Origin of the sequence: Methylobacterium crusticola (assembly GCF_003574465.1) — a bacterium.
Taxonomy (GTDB): domain Bacteria; phylum Pseudomonadota; class Alphaproteobacteria; order Rhizobiales; family Beijerinckiaceae; genus Methylobacterium; species Methylobacterium crusticola.
In genome coordinates this window covers 1-4315 of sequence record NZ_QOWC01000362.1, presented here as the reverse complement: position 1 = coordinate 4315, position 4315 = coordinate 1, and the positions used below count along the sequence as shown (strand labels likewise).

Here is a 4315-nt window from a genome sequence, read left to right as displayed (position 1 = left end):
GTAGTTTTCCTGCCACGTTTTCCTGACATCGGCGGCGTGGCGGCGCACTCGCGTCAAGCGCGTCAGCTGAAGCGGCTCTCAAAGATGTAAGGAAAACGGTCGTTTTCTTGACACGCAGATCCGAATAACGGAATGACCGAATACAGCGGTGAGCCATCGTTGGACTGTCACCCAAAAGCTGACATTCGGCTTTGCACCCATCTCGGTCAGTCAGCGGCCGTTGCCGGCATCTCCGAAGCGAACATCGGAACAGAGTGTATCACAAGCAGCAGGCAGAGTCCTGATTTGTAAGCGGCCCTACGAACTATCGAAGAACTCATAACCAAGTCGTTCGCGAAATTATCGGTGTTTTTGGCTGATCTACAGGAGCTCTAAAGCTTTCTCATTCCAACAATGCAGAACCCATGCCCAAAAGGATCACTGCAGAACGCGACGGGGGGAAAGCCTGGCACGCGGTGCACCTGTTCTGACCTTGCGCCGTTCGCCAAGGCGCGCCCAAGCGTTCCTTCAAAGTCGTCGACACGAAAATCGACGTGAACCGGTGTCCAATGGCGCTCATATCGCCGAACGTCATTGCTGCCTGGCGCTGGTGATGAACCAGCCGGTTTTGCAAGAAGCCCGATCGTCGCATCACTCAAGGTCAACATTGCATAGCCAGGATGAGGTCGAGATGTCTCGATGAAGCCGAAGGCATCACTATAAAACTTTAGTCCCTCTTCGATAGACGGAACGTCGATGGAAACAGTAATCTTCATTTCAGCTATTCCACTCTCTTGTATGCTGATAAATATTCACGGAACTAAACGCGCACAAGGACTTGATCATGCCAGAACCCCGCCTTCCAGCAAGCGTCGGCTTCCCACGCCCATCCGGACTTTCGCCGGCAGCGGGCGTTGCCAAATTCCGTATCGGGGTCGGTTCCGGACGTTAAGGCCGCGCCTGGTTTACTTCCGGCAGTCAGCGCGTCAGCACGATGTGGGTCGCAAGCTCCGTTGGGACCGTCTCCGTCACCCGGTAGCCCAGGCCTGGCAGGTCGATGCCCGCGAACAAGTGCTCACCCCGGCCCAGAACAATGGGCGACACCGCCAGGTGCAATTCGTCGATCGCGCCCGCGAGCAGATACTGGCGAACCGTCGACACACCGCCGCCGATCTTGACGTCCAGATCGCCGGCGGCGGCCTTGGCTTGGGCGAGCGCTGCCTCGATCCCCCCGGTTACGAAATGGAAGGTCGTCCCGCCCTCCATCACGATGGGTGCCCGGGGGTGATGGGTGAGGATGAAGGTCGCCGCGTGGTACGGGGGATTGTCGCCCCACCAGCCCTTCCAGTCGGGCCCGCCCCAATCGTCGCCGGCCGGTCCGAACATGTTGCGGCCGAGGATGAAGGCGCCGAAGCCTTCCGCCGCGGCGCGGGCGAAGCGGTCGTCGGTCCCACCATCTTGCCCGATCATCGATCGAAAGGTCCGGGTCGGGAAGAACCACTTGTGGAGCTCTCGGCCGCCCTTGCCCATCGGATGCTCCAGGCTCTGGTCCGGGCCGGCCCCGAAGCCATCGATGGAGACCGCGAAACCTCTCGCGCGCACCTTGCCCATGGTCGTCAGACCTCTGCCTTCAGAAGGACGATCAGGTCGTCCAGCTGCTCGAACTGCTCGCCCCACCCGCTCGTGCTTCCGGAGGCCAGGGCGTCGTCGAGTGCTTCTTTCGAGGGATAGAGCTCGTGCACGACGACGTGTGTCGCGCCGTCCCTTTCCTCGAAGGTCACCGTGGTGACCGCCCCATCCTCACCACCTTCGTCGTTGGTCCAGACGAGGCGGGCATGGGGCGTCACCTCTATGTATCGGCCAAAGAACGCCATGGGCCCTTCCGAGGACGGGTTGCCCATCAGCAAACGGTAAGTGCCACCCGTGCGGATGTCGGCCTCGAATGAGATCAAAGAGACACTACAGGATTTGGGCACCCACCACCGCTGGAAAAGCTCTGGCCTGGACCATGCTTCGAAGACGATGCGCGCCGGGCCGTCGACGGTTCGCGTAATGGCAAGCTCCCTGGCCGATATCCGCTCCACTGTTGTGCTTGCCTTCCCCACGGCGGGGTCACTCTGTCTGCCTGCGTTCATCAGCTGCGCGCTCGTCATCGCTAGCGTCCCTTCACGCCGCCTGGCGCTGGCCGGCAAGGCCGAGCCTGTTGCCCCCCGAGTCAGTGATGTTGGCCGAGTAGCTGCCGCCGGGGATGGGATCGGGACCCTGGAGCACCGTGCCGCCCCTCTCGCGGACCGTCGCGAGCGCGGCATCGATATCGGCCACGTGGACGTACCAATTCCATCGGGCCGGCGCGCCGGTAGCTGCACTCGACATCACCGCGCCAGGGCGCAGGTCGCCGCGGCCGATGAAGGCGTACTCGCCCATCCCGCCCATCGGCATGGCCCCGAGCTTCTCCCAGCCGAAGAGTGCCCCGTAGAACGCGAAGGCAGCTTCGGGATCGGGAGTTGCGAGCTCGATCCACACACCGTGGCCGAGGGTTTGCTCCGTCCCAAGAGGCACCGCCCCGAAGGCTCTGCTCTGGTCGGGGCTCGCCGCATCCATCAGGGCGAAGACCACATCCTGCGGGTCGCTGACCATGGCGAAGCGACCGACGTGGGGGATGTCGATAGGGCCGAACCGGATCTGGCCGCCGAGATCCACCACCCGGGAGGCCGTGGCATCGACGTCGCGGGTCGCGAGATAGACTGCCCAACCAGGAAAGCCGGGAGTTTCGGGCACTGACCGTCTGATCCCGGCCACCGGCTTCCCATCTGCCTCCGCGACTCTGTAGCCGCCATGCTCCGGCATCGGCGAAGGTGCGACGCGCCAGCCGGCGACAGCCTCGTAGAAGGCTTGTGCCGCATCTTGGTCGGCCGCGTTCAACTCGAACCAGATGGGTTTACCCTCGGCAGTTGGCATCGGGCGCATTCCTCCGTGACAACGGGCGCGTCGGCTGCATCGCAAGCCCACTTACGGCCCCGCTTTGCCCAGGCTGGCATTCTCGGTTATACAAAGCAACCATGCAGTCAGAAAAAACAACCAGTGAGGCGTCTGCGTCGCGGGAGCGTCGGTACGATGACGCTTGCGGCACTGCGCTCGCCCTGGAGTTCATTGGTGAGCGTTGGTCGCTGCTGATCATGCGCGAGCTGGTCTTCGGCCCCCGCCGCTTCGGCGAGCTTCGAGCGAACCTTCCAGGCATCAGCGCCAACGTGCTGACGCAGCGACTAGACAGCCTGGAAGATGCAGGCATCGTCTGCCGCTTCCGGCTGCCGTCGCCGGCCAACGTACAGGTCTACGACCTGACAGCGTGGGGCCGTGAGGCCGCGCCATTGATGCGCGACCTGGGCCGCTGGGCGGCTCGCTCGCCGCGGCATGATCCGAGCCTGTTCATGTCGGCGGCTTCAGCCATGATGTCGCTCCAGGCCCTGATTGATCGAGAGCGTGCCGCGGAAATGGCTGTCACAGTTGCCTTTCATTTCCCTGGCGAGGACTTCATCGCGACAGTGACGGGCGGTGAGATCCGCGTGAACCGTGGTGTCCTGGAGGCACCCGATCTCGCCTTCACCGGAGATACCATGGCGATGCGCCGCACGGTCTATGGCAAGGTGCCTCTGGCCAGAGACGGTGCGGGCGGAACGCTCGCCTTCGCGGGCGAGGCCGATCTCGCACAGTCCTTCGTCGATCTCTTCGCTCTGCCCGCCAAAACCGCCTGAGGAGCGCCTTAGCGGTCGGATCGGTAATCGGCGCCATTCCGGAATGCCGGGTGAGCTGCGCGATGGCAGGCCAGAACGCACCTTCGCGGAAGCGGACATGCCGCTTCCAGCAAGGCCGAATATTGTCGAAGGGCAAAATTCGGTCGGCAGGACTCCGTCAGCTTTTCTGGCCAACCATCTCCGAAGCGGAATGGTGGCTTGCTGCCAGACTCGGTTGTTTCGGGCCAATCAGACTGTCGATAAGCAGGCCTTCCGAAGGCACGACCAGGGTCGCAAGCTGCCCCTCAGGCCGTGCCTGTCGTGATCCGCCAAGCAGGCCACCTTGTTGGTTCAAGCAATGCGTGGCGACCGCATAGGCGCACCGTTTGATTTCCTGACATGCAATCCTTACATGGTTAAGTGGCTGAAAAACCCTCGTTTTCTGTACATACGGCGCTGCCAAGCCAGGGCAGCTTCGGTGGCGAGCCGAATTTGGCCACGCGCCCAAAATGAGCCGGCGCCTCGCCACGGCTGAGACCCCGTTTCAGAACGGGCTGATGAGCTTGACGGTTGAGTGAGCGGCCGGCGTCGCGAGCGTTGGGAGA

At 62.6% G+C, this 4315-nt stretch carries 5 protein-coding genes; 1 reads left to right on the top strand and 4 read right to left on the bottom strand.

Features of this window, described 5'->3' with window-relative positions:
- Positions 1 to 371: 371 nt before the first annotated feature.
- From DT057_RS34100 to DT057_RS34085, 4 genes are all read right to left on the bottom strand, one after another.
- Positions 372 to 755 carry a VOC family protein gene (locus DT057_RS34100; RefSeq protein ID WP_128566434.1) on the bottom strand — a complete coding sequence of 128 codons (384 nt, stop codon included), beginning with the start codon at positions 753 to 755 and terminating at the stop codon, positions 372 to 374.
- Between the two features lie 202 nt (positions 756 to 957).
- Positions 958 to 1590 carry a dihydrofolate reductase family protein gene (locus DT057_RS34095; RefSeq protein WP_128566433.1) on the bottom strand — a complete coding sequence of 211 codons (633 nt, stop codon included), beginning with the start codon at positions 1588 to 1590 and terminating at the stop codon, positions 958 to 960.
- A gap of 5 nt (positions 1591 to 1595) precedes the next feature.
- Positions 1596 to 2132 carry an SRPBCC family protein gene (locus DT057_RS34090; protein WP_407068160.1) on the bottom strand — a complete coding sequence of 179 codons (537 nt, stop codon included), beginning with the start codon at positions 2130 to 2132 and terminating at the stop codon, positions 1596 to 1598.
- Positions 2133 to 2145: 13 nt separating this feature from the next.
- Positions 2146 to 2937, bottom strand: coding sequence for a VOC family protein (locus DT057_RS34085; RefSeq protein ID WP_128566432.1), 792 nt, complete (start codon positions 2935 to 2937; stop codon positions 2146 to 2148).
- A gap of 101 nt (positions 2938 to 3038) precedes the next feature.
- On the opposite strand from DT057_RS34085, the gene DT057_RS34080 reads away from it, so the two are divergent.
- On the top strand, positions 3039 to 3731 hold the full coding sequence (locus tag DT057_RS34080; protein ID WP_128566431.1) for a winged helix-turn-helix transcriptional regulator: 693 nt from the start codon (positions 3039 to 3041) through the stop codon (positions 3729 to 3731).
- The last annotated feature ends 584 nt before the right edge of the window (positions 3732 to 4315 follow it).

Bases quoted from the DNA above. Each gene is read 5' to 3' on its own strand.
- DT057_RS34090 (WP_407068160.1), bottom strand. From the start codon at position 2,132: ATGACGAGCGCGCAGCTGATGAACGCAGGCAGACAGAGTGACCCCGCC.
- DT057_RS34085 (WP_128566432.1), bottom strand. From the start codon at position 2,937: ATGCCAACTGCCGAGGGTAAACCCATCTGGTTCGAGTTGAACGCGGCC.
- DT057_RS34080 (WP_128566431.1), top strand. From the start codon at position 3,039: ATGCAGTCAGAAAAAACAACCAGTGAGGCGTCTGCGTCGCGGGAGCGT.
- DT057_RS34095 (WP_128566433.1), bottom strand. From the start codon at position 1,590: ATGGGCAAGGTGCGCGCGAGAGGTTTCGCGGTCTCCATCGATGGCTTC.
- DT057_RS34100 (WP_128566434.1), bottom strand. From the start codon at position 755: ATGAAGATTACTGTTTCCATCGACGTTCCGTCTATCGAAGAGGGACTA.